The organism is Mesonia maritima, from assembly GCF_042433895.1.
Lineage (GTDB): Bacteria > Bacteroidota > Bacteroidia > Flavobacteriales > Flavobacteriaceae > Mesonia > Mesonia maritima.
In genome coordinates this window covers 35,585-53,282 of sequence record NZ_JBHLUA010000021.1, presented here as the reverse complement: position 1 = coordinate 53,282, position 17,698 = coordinate 35,585, and the positions used below count along the sequence as shown (strand labels likewise).

Sequence of the window (17,698 nt, the reverse complement as noted above, 5' to 3'; positions counted from 1 at the left end):
ATCGGTGTTTTGTTAAGAAGTGTGAATTATTGATATTTTTTTACAATTGAAGCGACCGAATTGTAATATCCACTTCCAAATAAATTCAGATGAACCAATAAATAATACAATTGCCACAATTCAATTCTTTTTTTCCAATAGGGTTGTAGCGGGAAAATTTCGTGATAACATTCAAAAAGTTTTTCTGAAAAACCACCGAATAATTTCATCATCGCAATATCCATTTCTCGCGGAGCAAAACTTACCGCGGGATCAATTAAACACGGATTTCCTTCTGAAGAAACAAAATAATTCCCGTTCCATAAATCACCATGAATTAAAGCCGGAGCTTCTTCAGGGATTTCTTGTTGAATGTTTTTATAAAAAGAAGAAGTTTTAAAATTAAAGCCGTTTTCTTCTGCTAAATTAAATTGCGGCTGCAATCTTTTTTCAATATAAAATTTAACTAAAGAAGAAGTAGAAGTTTTATTGAATTGCGGTAAACTTCCTATATAATTATCGATTTCTAAACCAAAAGTAGATTGCGTTTTCTTGTGCAGTTTGGCTAAACCTTTAGCAAAATCTTCCCAAAATGTAGCCGATTTTGCGCCGGTTTCCAGATATTCTAAAAGTAAATAGGAATGGTCATCAATTTCGCCGAAACAAATAACCTCCGGAATTTTTAAGGCTTCCGCGGAAGCTAATAATGCTAAACCTTTGGTTTCCTTTTTAAACATTTCAGGAAACTTTTTGGCTTTATTTAATTTTACGACAAATTCTCGTTGATTGGTTTTTACATAAAAAACCTCATTAATATCGCCACCGGTTAAGGGTTTAGCGCTTAGAAAATTCCCTAAATTTTCTTTTTCGGTTATTTGTGCTAAAAGATTTTGTAGAATAATTACTGATTTTTTAGATAGGTTATATAGGTAAATGAATAATTGTGTCTTTCATCTTTTTCATGAAAAACTTCATCTGTTTTATTCCATTTTTTGGTATCGATTTCAGGAAAAAAAGTATCGGCTTCAAAATTTGCATGAACGCGGGTTAATTCAATTTTTTCAGCATAATCGAGTGCGAGTTTATAAATTTCTCCACCGCCAATTATAAACGGTTGTTCGTCATTTTTTGCAATTTTAATCGCATCTTCTAAATTATGTACAACCACGCAGCCTTCTGGTGCATAATCTTTTTTTCGTGTAATAATTACGTGGGTTCTATTGGGTAATAATTTTGGAAAAGATTCAAATGTTTTTCGCCCCATAATAATATGATGACCGGTAGTTAATTTTTTGAAACGTTTAAAATCGTCGGGCAAATGCCAAACCAAATCGTTGTCTTTTCCTAACGCATTATTTTCTGCCGCAGCGGCAATTATGGTAAGCATGGCTTTTTAAAATTTGGTAGAATTATCGTCTTTTGGTTCAATTTTTCTCGTCGGTTCATTTTTATTAGGAAGCGGATGTTCTCTTTCAACTTGTTGTTGAAGTTTTTCAATTTTTTCCTGTTGAATTTTCACCAATCTATTCAATTGCTTTTCTTCCCAATCTTTACCCATTAATTTATTGACTAGCAATACATTTATTGCGTGAATTAAAAAGAAAAAGAACCAAAGTAAAATTGCCCAAACAAACCAATCGGTTTTAAAGGGTCTAAAATTTTCTCCGAATTTTAAGACGAGATTCAACACAATAAAAAGTATAGAACCTGCTAAAAAAGCGACAAAATGTGTGGTTAATCTTTTTTTCTGCCGAATTCTTCGTTGCGCGTTTTCAATAAGTTCGCGTTGTTCAGGATCGATTTTTCCTGATTTTTTTGTAGTTGAAAACATATTCATTGTACCTTAGTATCTCTTCCAAATTTAACTTTTTTGAATCAATATTTTACCCGCTTATGAAGAATTTAAGAAAACAATTTCCGGTAACCTCACATTCAACCTATTTAAATACGGCAGCTACAGGATTACTTTCTGAAAAAGTGTTTGAATATCTACAAGATCAAAACTTAGAATTATTGACCTTAGGAAGTTTGTTTCGTGATAAAAAATCGAATTTAATGGCAGAAGTTAGAGAGCGTCTGGCTGGATTTTTTTCCGCGGAAGCGAATAAAATTGCTCTAGTTCCTAATTTTTCATTCGGTTTTAATATTTTGTTGGAAGGTTTAGAAAAAGAAACCAAATTTTTGTTGATAAAAGAAGATTATCCGTCAATAAATTTAGCGGTCGAAAGTCGAAATTTCCCTATTTGTTATGCTGAAATATCCCAAAATCTAGAAGAAAATATTTACAATGCGATTAAAGAAAATAAACCCGATGTTTTTGCTTTTAGCATTGTACAATATATTTCCGGAATTAAATTGTCACAATCATTTCTTAAGCAGCTAAAAAAAGATTTTCCAGCTTTAATTATAATTGCCGACGGAACACAATTTTGCGGAACTGAAAAAATAAATTTTAAAGACTTAGGGATTGATGTGTTGGGAGCGAGCGCTTATAAATGGATGAACGCAGGTTTTGGTCACGCTTTTTTTCTTTTTCATGAAAATGTACCAAACAAAATTTATCCGAAAACAAAAGGTTTTGGTTCTAATATCGGAAAATACAAACAAGAAGAGAACGCATTTATCGGCAAATTTGAACCCGGACATCTCGACACTTCAGCAATTGGTTCTATTTTATCGGCTATCGATTTAATTGAATCTCTAGGGATTTCAACTATTGAAGAACAGTTAAAAAAACTAAGCGAGCTTGCAAAAAATGCTTTTGCAGAACTTAATTTATTAAGCAATGTGGTGAAATCTCGAAAAAATCATTCAACTATTTTTAATATAAAAGGTGACGAAAAACTTTTTCAGCATTTATTAGATCATAATATTATTTGTTCACAACGTGGCGAAGGAATTCGTATAAGTTTTCATTACTACAATACTGCTGAAGATCTTGAAAAACTCATCGATATTCTGAAAAGATTTTGAATTTTATTTTTTCTGAAACACGTAATTCTTATAGAATTTTTTATCGTCGCTAAAAAATTCTTTCACTTTTAATCCGGCTTTATCGGCTAACCATTCTACAACTTCATCATCATATTTTTGAGAAATTTCGGTATGAATGCTTTCCCATTTTTTAAAATTGACTTCTAATTTTAGTTCAGGTATTGTTACTTTTTGTTCTTCTAAACTTACCAAGAAACTTTTCGCCGTTCCGGTTTCCGGATTATACGTTTCCCAATGTTTAAAATTATCGGGTTTAAAATTTGCACCTAATTCCTGATTTATTCGGTGTAAAATATTTTTATTGAATGCAGCAGTCACGCCGGTTTTGTCATTGTAGGCGTCTAAAATAATTTGCGGATCTTTTTTCTGATCGAATCCCATAAAGAGCATATCGTCTTTAGACATCGCCAACTGAATATTTTTTAAAAAATCGATCGCTTCTTCGTGATTTAAATTACCAATATTTGAACCGAGAACGATTATAATTTTTTTTCGCGTGTTGTATTCAGCTAATTTGCCGAGCACTTTAAAATACATTCCTTGCTGAATATTTACCTTTAAATCCGGCATTTCTTCTTTTAGGGCTGCTTCTAATTTTTCTAAAATATGTCCGCTAATATCGATTGGCAAATAGTTGAAATCGTATTTTTTTGCCACTAAATGACGCAATAAGATTTTTGTTTTTTTTCCATCTCCGGCGCCTAATTCAATTAAATCGAATCCGTTTTCGCTATTAAATTGATCTGCAATTGCATCGGTATGTTTTTCTAAAATAGAATACTCGCAATTGGTTAAATAATATTCCGGCAAGTCCATAATTTTCTGAAAAAGCACGTCGCCTTTTTCATCGTATATAAACTTTGAGGATAAAAATTTTGGAAAAGAGGTAAGACCTTCTTGTACTTCTGAAGCGAATTCAGAGGTGTAAGTGAGTTGCTCGTTTTTCATTCTTCGTTTCGGGTTATTTTGCTAATCGAATTCCGTTGAATTGCCAACGCAAATTAGGATGAAAGAAATTTCTATAAGTTGGTTTGGTATGATGGTTTGCCGTGGCAATAGATCCGCCTCGTAAAACTTTTTGATTTACCATGAATTTGCCGTTGTATTCGCCCAACGCGCCTTCAGCTTTTTTATAATTAGGGTAGGGAAGATAGGCACTTTCTGTCCATTCCCAGCGTTTGCCCCAGTTGAATTTTTCTTGAGCGATTTCCCATTCAAATTCGGTGGGTAAACGCAAATTTTTCCATTGTGCAAAAGCGAAAGCTTCGTAATACGAAATATGAGTTAAGGCTGCATTTGGGTTTATTTTTTCAAAACCATTTAGTTTATAGCTATGCCATTCATTATTTAATTTATACCAATATTGTGGTGCTTTAATTTTTTCAGTGTTAATCCAATCCCAAGCTTCGGCATGCCAAAGCAATACATTTTCATAACCGCCAGCTTCCATAAAATCGATATATTCTTGATTGGTGACTAATTTATTGGAAATGAAAAACTCATTGGCGTAAACTTTATGTTGCCCAAATTCATTATCATAATGAAATTCTCCATCTTTTTCTGCGCCGATTTCATAAACGCCTTCTTCGGTATGAATCCATTTCTGTGGAATATCTTCAATTAAATCTTCCTGAAAATTTTCGTGATATGCTGGCAATAACGGATTATTTCCTAAAATATATTTTATATCGGTTAGTAATAGTTCTTGGTGTTGTTTTTCATGATGAATACCAATTTCAATTACCGCATTTAGTTCGTCAGAAATTGTATTATTTTTTAGAAAATCTACCATTTCTCGCGTTACATATTCTCTGTAAGCATAAATTTTTTCAACAGTAGGGCGCGATAAATTTCCGCGGTTTGTGCGAATAACCTTTTCGCCTACACTTTCGTAATAGCTATTAAAAACGTAAGCAAATTGCTCATCAAATAAACTGTAATTCGGCTTATTATTTTTCAGTACAAATTCTTCAAAAAACCAAGTAGTATGACCCAAATGCCATTTTGGAGGTGAAACAAATTCTACAGGCTGAACCACGTAATCTTCGGTCGCCAAAGGCATGCAAAATTCTTCCGTTTTTTTTCGGGTCGCTGAAAAAAGTTCCAAATGTGTAGTTGTTGTAATCATAACAAAAAGAGCTTTTTCTTAGAAGCGCTCTCTATCAAAGTTACGATTTTTTAAATACGAACTTCTTTAAGCTTTGTTAAAGCGAAATGGATTTTCTAAAAAGTAAATGGAATTTTATAGCTAATTGCTTTTGGTTTTCCGTTAAGTGAACCCGCTTTCATTTCTGGAATGTTTAGAATAGTTTTTTTAGCGGCTTCTTGTAACGATTTTCTTCCTTCAGAAACATTTTTAATTTCCGCTTTTCCTTCCTTATTGATGATAAACTCTACAATAATTTTAGAGCCTTTATCTTCCTTAGTATAATCTGCTGGGTATTTAAAATTTTGCTGAATATGTTTTGCTAACATTTGTTTAAAGCAAACATCTTTTGCATCATTATTCTCACAACCCGGCCAAGTTGGCGCAATTTCTTTTCCGCTTACCGAATTGCCTTTTATCTCTTGAGAAAATCCTGTAATTGTAGTAAAACAAACCAATAATAAAATGACAATTCTTTTCATAAGCTTTAAATTTTATACCGCTACAGCACCTTTTATATGCGGATGCGGATTGTAATTTTCTAAGGTGAAATCATTAAAAGTGAAATCAAAAATATTTTTAACTTCCGGGTTAATTTTCATTGTTGGCAATTCACGCGGTGTGCGTGAAAGTTGCAATTCAACTTGCTCTAAATGATTGCTGTAAATGTGCGCATCTCCAAAAGTATGCACAAAATCACCAGCTTCATAACCACAAACCTGTGCGATCATCATTGTTAAAAGCGCATAGGAAGCAATATTAAACGGAACGCCTAAAAAAATATCGGCGCTTCGTTGGTAAAGTTGACACGATAATTTTCCGTCGGCAACATAAAACTGAAAAAATGCGTGACACGGCGGTAAAGCTGCTTTTCCATTCGCTACATTTTCGCTAAACGATTTTGAAGTATCCGGTAAAACGCTCGGGTTCCAAGCAGAAACAAGCATTCGGCGGCTATTTGGATTTTTCTTCAACGTTTCAATAAGTTCTTTAATCTGATCAATTTCGTCGCCGTTCCAATTTCGCCATTGCTTCCCGTAAATTGGTCCTAAATCGCCGTTCTTATCGGCCCATTCATTCCAAATTTTAACGCCGTTTTCCGTTAAATATTCAATATTTGTTTCACCTTTTAAAAACCATAATAATTCATGAATAATCGATTTTAAATGAATTTTTTTGGTCGTCACTAACGGAAATCCTTCACTTAAATCAAATCGCATTTGGTAGCCAAACACACTTTTTGTACCCGTTCCGGTGCGGTCTCCTTTTTCATTTCCGTGTTCTAAAACGTGCTTAATTAAATCGTGGTATTGCTTCATGAATATTATTTTGTGCGTTCGGGCGGGCTTTCGCGAGTCGCTTTTTTCACTTCCTGCTGATGCAGAAATCTCAAAAGAGCTTCAACAAATCGCTCAATCCCTAACGCAGATAAAACTATAAAATATTCCTGTTAATTAGATAAATATCTTTTTAAAAGTTATGCACATTTCTATCTTTTTCTTCGATATGATATTTATCATAATTTAAAAAGAGACTTGAAGGTAATTTTGTGCTAGAATTTAAAAAAACAATTACCGATGAGAACTTTAACTTTAATTATCCTCAGCTTTTTTCTTCAGTCTGTTTCAGCTCAAGAATATAAAGCGGACGTTTCAAATTCTAAATTAAGCGTTACAGGAACTTCAACTTTGCACGATTGGGAATGTGTTGTAAAATCTTTTAAAGGAGGTATAAATGCTAAAATAGAAAATAATCGGTTGGCAAGTATCGAAGATTTCAATTTTCAATTTAAAGTTAAATCTCTAGAAAGTGGAAAATCGAGTATGAATAAAAAAACATACGAAGCTCTAAAAGAAGAAGATTTTCCTATTATTTCTTATCAAGGTACAGCAGAAATTATTAGCGAATATTCTGCAATCTTTTCAGGAAAAATGAAAATGGCTGGCACAGAAAAAGAAGTGGTTACAAAAGTGAAAATTAGTTATGAAGATGGTAAAATCTTTCTTTCAGGAGAAAAAGAACTTAAGCTAACAGATTTTAATATCGATCCGCCTACTGCAGTTTTTGGTACCATTAAAACAGGAGATGAGGTTGCTATTCATTACAACATTCAACTAAGTAAATAAAAAAACAATTTAAAATAGATTAAAATGAGAACACTAGCCAAATTTTTAGGAATCGTATTGGTAGCATTAATGGCTACACAAGTACACGCTCAACAAATTAACTTTGACCGTAATTTAGATAACTTTAGGTATCCCGATAAACGTGGGATAAATGTTTTTGAATCTCCTAAGGACACAACCAACACGTTTAACGGTGTAGATGTTAGGGTAGGAGGATCTTTTGCCCTGCAATATCAGGAAATCGAGAACGAAAATGCCGGATTGCCAGGATATGAAATTAAGGAAGCCGGTAGCAACTTTAACTTAGCTACCGCTAATATGGATTTAGATGTGGCTCTTTACGATGGGGTAAGAATGCACTTACGTACTTACTTGTCTTCTCGTCACCACCACGAACCTTATGTAAAAGGAGGGTATTTGCAAATTGATAAATTAGAATTTATCAAAGAAGGCTTTTTAGAAGGTTTGATGCAATATACTACCATCAAAGTTGGGCATATGGAAAACAATTATGGTGATGCACACTTTAGAAGATCTGATAATGCCCAAGCTCTTTATAACCCATTTGTTGGAAACTTGATTATGGACGCTTTCACTACCGAGGTAGGTGCAGAGGTTTACTATAGAAGAAATGGATTTATAGGAATGGTAGGTTTTACGAATGGTAAATTGAACCAATCTGTAGAAGAAGATGAAACAGGGAAAACCGGAGGTGCTTCATTCTTGGCAAAATTAGGGTACGACAAACAAGTAAATGATGATCTACGTTTAAGATTAACCGGGTCTTTATACAATACCGGCTATGTTCCTCATTCTTATTTGTATAGTGCAGATAGAGCAGGTTCACGTTATTATGGTGTAATGCAAGCGCTAGAAAGTGAAGGAGATGACTTTAGAGCTGGTCGTTACGATCCGAAATTAATGAATAACATCACTGCAGTAATGATTAACCCATTTGTAAAATATGGTGGATTAGAATTCTTTGGAACTGTAGAGATGGCCAAAGGTAAAGCTTCTTATGAAAGTGATGATAGAACCGCTATGCAATATGCAGGAGAGCTTATTTATAGATTCGGAGCTGATGAGAATGTTTATGTAGGCGGACGATATAACTTAGTCGATGCGGAAGATATTTCAGGGGAAGATGTGACCATCGATAGATTCCAATTAGCAGCAGGGTGGTTTATGACAAGAAATATTCTTTTGAAAGCAGAATATGTAATTCAAAATTATAATGATTTTGGTGCTGCAAGTATTTATAATGAAGGAAAATTTGATGGAGCAATGGTTGAAGCCGTGATCTCATTTTAATTAACTTTCAATCACAACTCCAAGAAAACAGTACGAAAAAACATTTTCGTACTGTTTTCGGTTTAAAATAGATGGCTATGGTAAAGTTAATTTTCAAGTTGGTATTCTTTTTTATGATAGCGCAAGTATATGCGCAAAGTGGAACAGTAAGAATAGAAGTTCAAACCAATGTAAATAAATTTACTTGTTCTTGCGATGAAGAGAGTTTTGTTTGTAAAGAATTCAATACAAATCAAAAAGTATTAAAGCTTCCGGTAGCTAGTTTTTCTTGTCCTAAGCGGGTGATTGAGAAAGATTTAATTGAATTGTTTGAAGCTGAAAAATACCCGAATATTTCCATTGAAATTATCGATTATGTGGAAAGTAACAGTATTATTTCCGCAGACATCAAAATAACCATTAAAGAAGTTGAAAAAGTGTATCAGCTTCAATTAGGTGAAACTTACGATAGCCAAAGTTTTTATTTTACCGGAAGTCAAGAACTCGACCTGACCGATTACCATATTGAACCGCCCGTAAAAGCTTTAGGCTTGGTTAAAGTAAAACCTGTAGTGGATATCGAATTCAGAATCCCAGAAGAATTTGTATTGAATTAACCAATAATCATCCCGGCAATGGTTGCGGAAAGTAACGAAGCTAATGTTCCTCCGATAACCGCTTTAATACCGAATTCAGATAAGTTTTTACGTTGTCCCGGAGCTAAGGAACCAATACCTCCCAGTTGAATCCCAATTGAAGCAAAATTGGCAAAGCCACAAAGCATGTAAGTTGCCATAATAATCGATTTCTCATAGGTTAAACTCAAGGCTGTTGCCGGATTTTTTAATTCAGCTAACTGGATATAACCTACAAATTCACTGGCTGCTAATTTGATTCCGAGTAATTGCCCCATTAACATCATGTCTTCTTCTGCTACGCCAATGAGCCACATCAGCGGAGCGAAAATCGTTCCTAATACCGCTTCAATAGAAAAGGATTGATAAGGGCTGTTTTCCGCTAAAAAAGAGTTTAAGTGCGTCCATTGTCCTACTTTACCAAAACCATAATTCACCATGGCAATTAAAGCCACAAAAACCAATAGCATCGCTCCAACGTTGGCAGCTAATTTTAAACCTTCGGTGGTACCAATGGCAATGGCGTCAAGTACATTAGACCCTATTTTTTCTGAAGAAACTTCTACATCGGTATTTACTTTTTCTTGTTGTGGATAGAGCATTTTAGAAATTACAATCGCTCCTGGCGCTGCCATTACTGATGCAGCTAATAAGTGTTTTGCAAATTCTAAACGCGCTACCGGATCGTCACCGCCCAAAAAGCCAATATATGCCGCTAAAACACCTCCGGCCACGGTCGCCATTCCGCCAATCATCACCAGTAAAATTTCAGAACGTGTCATTCGTTCTAAGTAAGCTTTAATCATTAAAGGTGCTTCGGTTTGTCCCAAGAAAATATTTCCGGCCACGTTTAAACTTTCCGCTCCTGAAATTCCTAGTAATTTTGTTAGTACAAAAGCAAAACCTCTTACGACTACTTGTATAATTCCGTAGTAAAAAAGAATCGAGGTTAAGGCAGAAAAGAAAATAATGGTTGGTAATACTTGAAATAAGAAAATGTAACCAAAGCTAGACGTGTCCATTAATCCGCCTAATAAAAATTCACTTCCTGCAGCGGTAAATTCAAGAATCTTTACAAAAATACTTCCTACAAATTCAAATACGCTTTTTACCCAATCTACTTTTAAAACGCCGAATGCTAGTAAGAGTTGAAGTCCTAAACCAATTCCGACGGTTTTCCAATTAATAGCTTTACGATTACTGCTGAATAAAAATGCAATCACTAATAAAGTGAACATTCCTAAAACGCCTCGCCAAAAGCTGGTAAAAGTGAATCCTTGACTTTTAATAATTTTATTTTTGCTTACGACCGTAATTTTTTCAGTAGGAAGTAAGGTGTATTTTTTACTGTTTTCTGTTAAAACTAAGGTGGAATCAGTCAGTTTTTGAATTTGAAATTTTTGAATGCTATCATAGGGTTGATCATAAAAAAACAGCAATAAATTATTTTGCTTTATATAATCGCCTTCAGCGTTTTTATTTTCTTTGCTAAAGGTGAAGCGACCTTCTTTTAATGTTAGTTTTTCGGGAGTTTTAAGCGAAGTCGAATCTCTTTGTAAAGTGTCTATAGCAATGGTAAATTGCCATTCATTTTCTATAGATTGTCCAAAAGAATTTGAAAATCCGAGTAGAAAAAGGAAGGCGAAAATTAAGTAGCGTTTGTAACTATTCACGTTTAGAAATTTCATCTCTTATTTTAGCCGCTTCTTCATAATCTTCTTTTTTAACCGCTTCTTCTAAAGCTTTTTTCAATTCTGAAAGCGATTTCTTTTTAAGAGGGCTTTCGCTTGTATCGGTTGGATTATCTTTTTGATCGCTTTTAAGTGCATCTTGAATGATAAGCTCCGTTTTCTGCGCTTCTTTTTCTTCTTCTTTTGAAGGTGAAGTTTTTAAATGAACGCCGGCTTTATCTAAAATATTTTTATAGGTGAAAATAGGAGCGTTAAAACGTAATGCTAAAGCAATTGCGTCACTAGTTCTCGCGTCAATAATTTCTTCAATTTTATCACGTTCGCAAATTAAGCTGGAATAAAATACACCATCTACAAGTTTGTGAATAATCACTTGTTTGACATTTATTGCAAACCGATCTGAAAAATTTTTGAATAAATCGTGGGTTAGTGGTCGCGGTGGGCGAATGTCTTTTTCTAAAGCGATAGCTATAGATTGTGCTTCAAAAGCGCCAATTACAATGGGAAGTTGGCGTTTTCCGTCAACTTCACTTAATAATAGGGCATAAGCGCCATTTTGTGTTTGGCTATAAGATATTCCTTTTATGGTAAGACGCACTAAACTCATACTACAAATTAATCAAAATAAATTAAATAAAAAAGCAGTCTAAATTGAAGATCTTTTCATATTTAGACCGCCCTTTTAAAAATTTTTTTCAGGGGCACAATTTATAAAAATTATGCGTTATTCGCCTTAAATTCTTTTAATTTTTCAATGAGTTTAGGAACAACTTCAAAAGCGTCTCCCACAACACCGTAATCTGCAGCTTTAAAGAATGGTGCTTCAGGATCGTTATTAATTACAACTTTGTTTTTTGAAGCGTTAATACCTGCTAAATGCTGAATAGCTCCTGAAATTCCTACTGCGATGTAAAGATTTGCCGCTACCGGTTTTCCAGTTTGGCCAACGTGTTCGCTATGTGGTCTCCAACCCATATCACTTACAGGTTTAGAGCACGCCGTTGCAGCACCTAAAACTTCAGCGAGTTCTTCAATCATTCCCCAGTTTTCTGGACCTTTTAGTCCGCGACCGCCAGAAACTACAATTTCAGCATCGGCAATGGTTATTTTATTAGTTGCTTTATCTACTGATTCTACATTTACTGAAAAATCACTTTCATCTAAACTAGGTTCAAAAGATTCTACGCTAGCTTCACCTTCATTTTCTTTTACTCCGAAAGCATTTTTAGCAAGTCCTACAATTTTCACATCGCTAGAAATCGTTGTAAGGTTGAAAGCTTTATTGGTAAACGCATTTCTTTTTACTTGAAATGGCTCTGTACTTTCTGGTAATGCTACTACATTTGGAGCATAACCCGCTTCTAAATTTACAGCTAATAATGGTGCTAAATATTTATCGTTCGCTGTTTGACTAAGTATAACTACTTTAGCGTCTTCATTTTTTGCAGCTTGGGTAATTACATCGGCATACGCATCTGCATTAAATTTGCTAAGTTTATCGTTGCTCACTTCTAATACTTTTGATACGCCGTATTTTCCTAATTCAGCTGTATTTTCTGCATTTATACTTACTGCGGTTACCGAGCTTCCTAATTTGTCGGCAATTCCTTTTGCGTAAGAAGCGGCTTCAAAAGCAGCTTTTTTAAATTTTCCGTTTTCTGATTCTGTATATACTAAAACTGACATATTTCCTTTTTTTGATTAATGGTTTAAAATAATAACTACTAAACCTTTTTTAAATCGCTTTTGCGTCGTTATGAAGCAAATCGATTAACTCATCTAAATTATCGGCATCTACTAATTTCACCTCACCTTTTGGATCTGGTTTAGCAAATTTTACTGCTTCTGTTTTTGCTTCAGCGTTAACAGGATCTACCACATTTAATGGTTTTTTTCTAGCCATCATTATTCCACGCATATTAGGAATTTTTAGATCACTTTCTTCTACCAATCCTTTTTGTCCTCCAATTACTAAGGGAAGATTTGCGCTTAATGTTTCTTTACCGCCATCTATTTCACGAGTTGCAGTTGCTTTGTCGCCCTCAATTTCTAATCCTACGCACGTGTTAATAAAGTTTGCCTTTATCAATTTCGCTAACATTCCAGGTACCATCCCGCCATTATAATCGATAGATTCTCTTCCGGCGATAATTAAATCGTATTTTCCATCTTCAACAACTTTTGCTAATTCTTTCGCTACTTGAAAACCATCGGTTGCCGGTGTGTTCACACGAATTGCGTTGTCTGCGCCAATTGCTAGCGCTTTTCTAAGCGTAGGTTCTACATCTGCTTCACCAACGGTTACAACATCTACAGAAGCACCTTGCTTTTCTTTAAACCACATTGCGCGGGTAAGACCAAACTCATCGTTTGGATTTATTACAAATTGTACCCCGTTCTTGTCGAATTGACTATCTCCTTCAGTAAAATTAATTTTTGAAGTTGTATCGGGCACGTGGCTTATACAAACTAATATTTTCATTTTATTTCTTTTTCGTTAGTTAAAATACTCTGTGCTGCGAATATAAGGAAATTATAAAAAAAATACTATGCAAGCATAATATTTTTTTTGTGGAAAACATTTAGTATTTCGATTGTTGTTTGCTTACTTTTGTGCTTTGTAAAAAACTTAGAGCTCAAAATATTACCATGAAGACAATTCAATTTAGAGAAGCAGTTTGCGAAGCGATGAGTGAGGAAATGCGCAGTGATGAAGCTGTGTATTTAATGGGAGAAGAAGTAGCTGAATATAATGGTGCTTACAAAGCATCAAAAGGAATGTTAGATGAATTTGGACCAAATCGTGTGATTGACACCCCGATTTCTGAAGCAGGATTTAGCGGAATAGGAATAGGTTCTACAATGACAGGAACGAGACCTATTGTAGAATTTATGACGTTTAATTTCTCATTAGTTGCCATAGATCAAATTATAAATAATGCAGCCAAAATAAGACAAATGTCTGGTGGTCAATTTAATTGTCCAATTGTTTTTAGAGGTCCAACAGCTTCTGCAGGTCAACTTGGAGCAACGCACTCGCAAGCTTTTGAAAATTGGTATGCGAACTGTCCTGGTTTAAAAGTAATTGTGCCTTCAAATCCTTATGATGCAAAAGGTTTGCTGAAATCTGCTATTCGCGATGACGATCCTGTTATTTTTATGGAAAGTGAACAAATGTATGGCGATAAAGGTGAAGTTCCAGAAGAAGAATATACAATTCCTATCGGGAAAGCAGATATTAAGAGAGAAGGTGAAGATGTAACAATTGTCTCTTTCGGTAAAATTATTAAAGAAGCTTATAAGGCTGCGGAAAAGTTAGCTGAAGATGATATTTCTTGTGAAATTATCGATTTACGTACAATTCGTCCGATGGATCACGAAACTATTATTGAATCGGTTAAAAAAACAAATCGTTTGGTAATCTTAGAAGAAGCTTGGCCTTTTGGTAATATTTCTACAGAAATCACTTATCAAGTGCAAGAGCAGGCGTTTGATTATCTAGATGCGCCAATTATAAAAATTAATACTGCCGATACACCAGCGCCATATTCTCCTGTATTATTGAAGGAATGGTTGCCAAATAGTGAAGATGTTATAAAAGCAGTAAAAAAAGTGATGTATATCTAAAAGTATACACTTATATTTGAAAACTTCATCTTAACTGATGAAGTTTTTTTTGCTAAAAATTACTATGAAAAACCTTTTACTCTATTGCTTCTTATTTTGCAGTTACGCTGTTTTTGCTCAAACTAAAGCAGGCGGACTAGTTATAGACGAAAAAGGCGATCCTGTTCCGTTTGCAAACGTACTTTTTAAAAATTCTTCAGAAGGTACTATTACCAATGACGACGGTAGTTTTTATTTACAATCTTCCAATTCTTATGATTCGTTAAGCATTTCTTTTGTAGGGTTTAAAAGCAAAACTATTCCACTAAAAAGTGATGTTAATTACGATTTAAAAATTACTTTAGAAGAAGAAGCGAGCGCATTAGACGAGGTTGTAATTTACCAAGGTAAAACTTCCAAAAAAAATAACCCGGCGATAGATATTCTGAAGAAAATCTGGGAAAATCGACGCGATAACGGCGTTAAAAAATTCGCTCAGTATCAATATAAAAAATACGAAAAACAAGAATTCGATCTCAATACTATTGATAGTGCACTCATAAATAGTCGGGTTTTCAACGGAATGGAATTTATTTTCGAACAAACCGACACTAACGAAGTTACTGGAAAAACGTATCTACCTATTTTCATAAATGAAGCAATTTCAAGAGTGTATGGAGATAATAATTTAAATGAAGAAAAAGAAATTCTCCTCGGAAACAAAAATTCAGGTTTCAGTAATAATCAGACGTTAATCGCTTTTGTAAAAGATTTATACGCCGAATATAATATTTACGATAATTACCTGAAATTTTTCGATAAAAGCTTTGTAAGTCCACTATCAACTACTGGAATAAACGTTTACAATTACGTCTTAGCAGATACTGCTTACGTAGATAATAAATGGTGCTATAAAATTGTGTATTACCCCAGAAGAAAAAATGAACTCACTTTTAAAGGAGATTTTTGGGTGAATGATACCACTTGGGCGATCAAGAAAATTAATATGCAAGTCACCAAAAGTGCTAACATTAACTGGGTAAAAGAAATTTATATTGAACAAGAATATAAAGTATTAAACGATTCTATTTTCCTTATTACAAGAGACCATTTTATGTCAGATTTTGCGCTGAATAAAAAAGAAGAATCTCGCGGAGTTTACGGAAAAAGAACAACTTTATACGATGATTATAATTTCGATATCAAGAAAGGAAAAGCATTTTTTAATACAAAAGGAAATCCTTATCAAGAACAGGTTTATAACCGTGATGAAGAATTTTGGGAGCAAAATAGAATTGAAAAATTAAATGAAGACGAGCGGCAAGTTTACGACATGCTCGACACGTTAAAAACAGTTCCTGCGTTTAAACGTTTATATAATATTGGAACTATTTTAGCTTCCGGTTATGTAGAATTTGACGGGTTCGATTTTGGTCCGATTTTCTCAACCTTTGGTTATAACGATGTCGAAGGAATTCGTTTTCGCGCGGGGGGAAGAACGTATTTTACTCGAAATGATCCGTGGCGAATTGAAGGCTATACCGCTTACGGATTTAAAGACAATAAATTTAAATACGGAATTGCCGGAAAATGGCTTTTAGACCGTAAAAGCAGGTTAATTATAACCGGCGGAAACCGTAGAGATGTAGAACAATTAGGTGCGAGTTTAACAAATACAAATGATGTTTTAGGAAGATCCTTGGCGTCTTCAGCTTTGGTTACCGTAGGTTCAAATACCAGTTTAACCAACATAAATTTATCAACTTTTGCCCTAGAACTTGAACCTTTTAAAAATTTTAATATACGAGTCGGCGGTTCTTATCGAACTTTAGAAGCGGCTTCTAATCAATTTAGTTTAGCCTATTATACCAATGAAGCACGTACAAAAACAGCTTCACAAATAAAGCAAACTGAAATATCTACAATTCTTAGTTTTTCGCCCGGAAGAAAAACTACCGGTTATGGCGTTGATAGAATTGTCATAAATGATGGCGATTTTGCACAATTATTTTTAAACTATTCCGTAGGCTTAAAAGATGTTATTAATAGCGATTTTGAATATGAACGAATTCAGTTTTTCTATAGACAACCTTGGCAAGTTGGCGGTTTAGGTGTACTTACTTCCACTTTTGAGGCCGGGAAAACATTTGGAGCCGTTCCATTAGGTTTATTAAATGTTGTACCGGGAAATCAAACGTTATTTTCTATTTTCGGAACTTTTCCATTGCTTAATTTCTACGAATTTGTAACCGATTCTTACACAAGTTTGCATCTGGAACACAATTTTAATGGAAGATTTTTCTCTCGAATTCCAGGATTGAGAGACTTAAACTTACGTGAAATAGTGGCAATTCGTGGTGTAGTTGGTGATATTTCAGAAGAAAGTCAGTTGTTAAATGCTTCAACTTCTAATCCTGTTTTAATGGCGCCAAGCCGCGAGCCATATTGGTCTTGGAGCGTTGGTGTTGGTAATATTTTTAAAGTTTTCAGAATCGATTTTCATTTCCGCGGAAATTATTTTGATAATCCAGATGCACGATCATTTGGAGTTACCGGAGCTTTCGGATTTTATTTCTAAAAAAGTAGGGTTTAACCCTTTACATTTCTTAAATTTGCACCCTTGAATTTTTAGAATTAAATACTAACGTAATTTAGAGAAATGACATTTGATGTTTTAATTGAAATCCCGAAAGGAAGCCGGAACAAATATGAGTATGATTTTAAACTGAAGAAAATACGTTACGATCGTATGATTTTTTCATCGATGATGTATCCTGCAGATTACGGATTTGTACCGGAAACTTTAGCATTAGACGGAGATCCGTTAGATGTTTTAGTATTAGTTACGGAACCTACTTTTCCGGGATGTGTAATTGAGGTAAAACCTATTGGAGTTTTTCATATGGCAGATGAGAAAGGTCCAGATGAGAAAATAATTTGTGTACCGGTAAGCGATCCAATTGCTAATAAAGTAGACGATTTAAAAGGTTTAAACCCGCATTTAATTAAAGAAATCGAACATTTCTTTCAAGTTTATAAAGATCTTGAAGAGAAAAAAGTAGATGTTGGCGGTTGGGGAGATGCTTCAGAAGCAAAAGATATCGTAAATCAATGCGTAAAGCGATTTAAAGATAGTGATGTCCCTAAAGAAGAAGTAAGTATCGAATAGTTATTATTAACTTATTTGTTAATATACAAGCAACACCTTTAAAAAGTGTTGCTTTTTTTATG

18 protein-coding genes are annotated in these 17,698 nt (G+C 34.2%); 7 read left to right on the top strand and 11 right to left on the bottom strand.

The window, feature by feature from the left end; genetic code table 11:
• Positions 1 to 26: 26 nt before the first annotated feature.
• The 3 genes from ACFFGL_RS12795 to ACFFGL_RS12785 are packed head-to-tail and all read right to left on the bottom strand — an operon-like array spanning position 27 to position 1,810.
• Positions 27 to 854 carry a fructosamine kinase family protein gene (locus tag ACFFGL_RS12795; protein WP_378928593.1) on the bottom strand — a complete coding sequence of 276 codons (828 nt, stop codon included), beginning with the start codon at positions 852 to 854 and terminating at the stop codon, positions 27 to 29.
• 26 nt (positions 855 to 880) lie between these two features.
• Positions 881 to 1,366: a dihydrofolate reductase gene (locus ACFFGL_RS12790; protein ID WP_309729988.1), complete on the bottom strand. Its 486-nt coding sequence runs from the start codon at positions 1,364 to 1,366 to the stop codon at positions 881 to 883.
• Between the two features lie 6 nt (positions 1,367 to 1,372).
• Positions 1,373 to 1,810, bottom strand: coding sequence for a 2TM domain-containing protein (locus ACFFGL_RS12785; protein WP_309729991.1), 438 nt, complete (start codon positions 1,808 to 1,810; stop codon positions 1,373 to 1,375).
• Positions 1,811 to 1,872: 62 nt separating this feature from the next.
• Between ACFFGL_RS12785 and ACFFGL_RS12780 the strand changes: the two genes are divergently transcribed.
• Positions 1,873 to 2,952, top strand: coding sequence for an aminotransferase class V-fold PLP-dependent enzyme (locus ACFFGL_RS12780; protein WP_309729994.1), 1,080 nt, complete (start codon positions 1,873 to 1,875; stop codon positions 2,950 to 2,952).
• Between the two features lie 3 nt (positions 2,953 to 2,955).
• Here the strand turns inward: ACFFGL_RS12780 and egtD are convergent, their stop codons facing one another.
• The 4 genes from egtD to ACFFGL_RS12760 form a co-directional block, all read right to left on the bottom strand.
• Positions 2,956 to 3,921, bottom strand: coding sequence for an L-histidine N(alpha)-methyltransferase (egtD, locus tag ACFFGL_RS12775; protein WP_309729997.1), 966 nt, complete (start codon positions 3,919 to 3,921; stop codon positions 2,956 to 2,958).
• Positions 3,922 to 3,934: 13 nt separating this feature from the next.
• A complete protein-coding gene (egtB, locus tag ACFFGL_RS12770; protein ID WP_309730000.1) occupies positions 3,935 to 5,101 on the bottom strand; it encodes an ergothioneine biosynthesis protein EgtB in 1,167 nt (388 codons plus the stop codon).
• A gap of 95 nt (positions 5,102 to 5,196) precedes the next feature.
• On the bottom strand, positions 5,197 to 5,601 hold the full coding sequence (locus ACFFGL_RS12765; RefSeq protein WP_309730003.1) for an energy transducer TonB: 405 nt from the start codon (positions 5,599 to 5,601) through the stop codon (positions 5,197 to 5,199).
• Between the two features lie 12 nt (positions 5,602 to 5,613).
• Entirely contained in the window at positions 5,614 to 6,438 is an 825-nt protein-coding gene (locus tag ACFFGL_RS12760; RefSeq protein WP_309730006.1) for a thymidylate synthase, read from the bottom strand.
• Between the two features lie 258 nt (positions 6,439 to 6,696).
• On the opposite strand from ACFFGL_RS12760, the gene ACFFGL_RS12755 reads away from it, so the two are divergent.
• The 3 genes from ACFFGL_RS12755 (at position 6,697) to ACFFGL_RS12745 (ending at position 9,152) form a co-directional block, all read left to right on the top strand.
• The gene (locus ACFFGL_RS12755) at positions 6,697 to 7,245 is read left to right on the top strand and encodes a YceI family protein (protein WP_309730009.1); all 549 of its coding nucleotides are present in this window, start codon (positions 6,697 to 6,699) and stop codon (positions 7,243 to 7,245) included.
• A gap of 24 nt (positions 7,246 to 7,269) precedes the next feature.
• Complete coding sequence (locus tag ACFFGL_RS12750; RefSeq protein ID WP_309730012.1) at positions 7,270 to 8,556, top strand: hypothetical protein; 1,287 nt, start codon at positions 7,270 to 7,272, stop codon at positions 8,554 to 8,556.
• Positions 8,557 to 8,633: 77 nt separating this feature from the next.
• Positions 8,634 to 9,152 (top strand): YceI family protein, encoded by a 519-nt coding sequence (locus ACFFGL_RS12745; RefSeq protein WP_309730015.1) that lies wholly within the window; start codon positions 8,634 to 8,636, stop codon positions 9,150 to 9,152.
• On the opposite strand, the gene ACFFGL_RS12740 is transcribed toward ACFFGL_RS12745, so the two are convergent.
• The 4 genes from ACFFGL_RS12740 to ACFFGL_RS12725 all read right to left on the bottom strand — a co-directional run bounded on the left by ACFFGL_RS12740 (position 9,149) and on the right by ACFFGL_RS12725 (position 13,343).
• Positions 9,149 to 10,858, bottom strand: a complete 1,710-nt coding sequence (locus tag ACFFGL_RS12740) for a NupC/NupG family nucleoside CNT transporter (RefSeq protein ID WP_309730018.1) — start codon at positions 10,856 to 10,858, stop codon at positions 9,149 to 9,151. The two genes, ACFFGL_RS12745 and ACFFGL_RS12740, sit on opposite strands and share 4 nt — an antisense overlap.
• Entirely contained in the window at positions 10,836 to 11,468 is a 633-nt protein-coding gene (locus ACFFGL_RS12735; protein ID WP_309730020.1) for a bifunctional nuclease family protein, read from the bottom strand. The genes ACFFGL_RS12740 and ACFFGL_RS12735 overlap by 23 nt, the downstream gene beginning before the upstream one ends.
• Before the next feature lie 110 nt (positions 11,469 to 11,578).
• Positions 11,579 to 12,547, bottom strand: coding sequence for an electron transfer flavoprotein subunit alpha/FixB family protein (locus ACFFGL_RS12730; RefSeq protein WP_309730023.1), 969 nt, complete (start codon positions 12,545 to 12,547; stop codon positions 11,579 to 11,581).
• A gap of 49 nt (positions 12,548 to 12,596) precedes the next feature.
• Positions 12,597 to 13,343: an electron transfer flavoprotein subunit beta/FixA family protein gene (locus ACFFGL_RS12725; protein ID WP_309730026.1), complete on the bottom strand. Its 747-nt coding sequence runs from the start codon at positions 13,341 to 13,343 to the stop codon at positions 12,597 to 12,599.
• Between the two features lie 167 nt (positions 13,344 to 13,510).
• Between ACFFGL_RS12725 and ACFFGL_RS12720 the strand changes: the two genes are divergently transcribed.
• From ACFFGL_RS12720 to ACFFGL_RS12710, 3 genes are all read left to right on the top strand, one after another.
• The gene (locus ACFFGL_RS12720; RefSeq protein WP_309730027.1) at positions 13,511 to 14,488 is read left to right on the top strand and encodes a pyruvate dehydrogenase complex E1 component subunit beta; all 978 of its coding nucleotides are present in this window, start codon (positions 13,511 to 13,513) and stop codon (positions 14,486 to 14,488) included.
• Positions 14,489 to 14,552: 64 nt separating this feature from the next.
• Positions 14,553 to 17,045 (top strand): DUF5686 and carboxypeptidase-like regulatory domain-containing protein, encoded by a 2,493-nt coding sequence (locus ACFFGL_RS12715; protein ID WP_309730030.1) that lies wholly within the window; start codon positions 14,553 to 14,555, stop codon positions 17,043 to 17,045.
• An 81-nt stretch (positions 17,046 to 17,126) separates the two neighbouring features.
• A complete protein-coding gene (locus tag ACFFGL_RS12710; protein WP_309730034.1) occupies positions 17,127 to 17,636 on the top strand; it encodes an inorganic diphosphatase in 510 nt (169 codons plus the stop codon).
• Positions 17,637 to 17,698 lie beyond the last annotated feature (62 nt).